This window comes from uncultured Ruegeria sp. (assembly GCF_947489545.1).
GTDB lineage: Bacteria > Pseudomonadota > Alphaproteobacteria > Rhodobacterales > Rhodobacteraceae > Ruegeria.
Map to the genome: position 1 here is coordinate 1 of NZ_CANLDZ010000067.1, position 1,411 is coordinate 1,411.

Sequence of the window (1,411 nt, forward strand, 5' to 3'; positions counted from 1 at the left end):
GTGCCCAATACGACGCTAGCGCTGGCCGTTTTTACGGCCGCCCGCGCGGCAGCGCCGGTCCTGTTGTCCGCGGCGCCGGCGGTGCCGTGGATCAACAGGACACTCAGACCGGCCTTCGAAAAGTGTCTGGATTATCGGTTTTGCAGGCCGATGTTAGCGGCGTCGGGTGAAGTTACCATTGCGGGTTCTGGCAAGATGCAATAGCGCTGCCAAGTTCATTTTACTTTAGCGAGCGTCTCTTAGATGGATCTTGCAATTGCATTAGTTGTCATTCTGGTGGGTGTTTGCGTTGCTTGGGCAGTTTCAAACCGGACCCTTAGAAAGTGGATTATTGGTATTTCCATCTGGATCAGTGTGCCTGCTGGAGTCCTTATTTCAATGCGGATTTGGTTCTATGTTGCGAAGCTGGGTGGCTGTCATCCCAGCGCCCGCGCTCCGATAGACTGCGTTGTTTATGGATTTGATGTAAGCGATTCCATAAATGGTCTGGTCTTTTCTGGCTACACAGTCGCGTTTGTGGTGCTGCCCTGGTTTATTATTGGTGGCATCTGTATCAGCGCTTGCGCGCTCATTCAGTTGTTTCGGAATATTCGAAAAGACTTTTTTGAGTGATTGGCCAAAGGTCGATAGTGAAGCGACAACTCCTATACGCGATCTAATCCCCCGGAAAATACCCGGCCATAAGGCCGGGGAAGATATTCACGCGGCCATCATCTGAAGGCGCTCCCAATCCCGCACCTGGGCACGGGGCTCGAAGACATCGTTGATCTTACAGGTCTTCCCGAAGTTGCGTTCGTAGGCCTTCAGGAAAACAGGCGCATCGCTGTCTTCCTCGAGCGCGAGAGTGCCATCGCCACCGACGTAGCTAAAGGGGCTGAAGGAGCCAAGGTTCAACCCGACGGTCCCGATCCACTGGGGCGCAACAATAAGCCAGCTGTGACCGGGATCGGACAGAAAGATGAAGGTGACGTTCGGCAAAAGGGGGTTCGACATTGGTCGTGCCTCTTGTTGAAGAGTTTAGGAGAGCTGCAGGCGTGGCGCCTGCAGCCCTTGATCGGGGATCGAAATCAGGCGGTTACGGGCATCAGCGGGATGATCCGGTATTCGCCTGCGCCGGTTTCCTCATCTTTGACCGCATTCGCACGCACCACGCCCTGTTGCAGGTTCAATGCCAGCGAAAAGTAGTCGTTGCCGGCTCGACTTTGGGATGCCCAGGCCGAACCAATGCGAATGGCACGGTTTTTCGGCGTGAGGGCCTCGATCACGTAATCGGGGTGGCTGTCCTTGCGCTTGTGCGTATTGGGAACCATGGTGAACGGGAAGTCGAAGGCCACCGAAGCGATCTCGCCTGCAAATGCGTCGTCTGCGTCCATACGGGTCAGTTTGCCATCAATCATAGTCTTGTCTCCAG

The 1,411-nt window shown here is 55.0% G+C and carries 3 protein-coding genes; 1 reads left to right on the forward strand and 2 read right to left on the reverse strand.

Annotated elements, in window-relative coordinates; all coding sequences use genetic code 11:
• Window positions 1-243: 243 nt before the first annotated feature.
• Window positions 244-612 (forward strand): hypothetical protein, encoded by a 369-nt coding sequence (locus tag Q1B13_RS26755; protein ID WP_299085932.1) that lies wholly within the window; start codon window positions 244-246, stop codon window positions 610-612.
• A gap of 87 nt (window positions 613-699) precedes the next feature.
• Here Q1B13_RS26755 and Q1B13_RS26760 read toward each other — a convergent pair whose 3' ends face one another.
• The gene (locus Q1B13_RS26760) at window positions 700-993 is read right to left on the reverse strand and encodes a hypothetical protein (protein ID WP_299085930.1); all 294 of its coding nucleotides are present in this window, start codon (window positions 991-993) and stop codon (window positions 700-702) included.
• Window positions 994-1,067: 74 nt separating this feature from the next.
• A partial coding sequence (locus Q1B13_RS26765; RefSeq protein ID WP_299085929.1) for a DUF736 family protein occupies window positions 1,068-1,411 on the reverse strand: 344 nt, incomplete at its 5' end.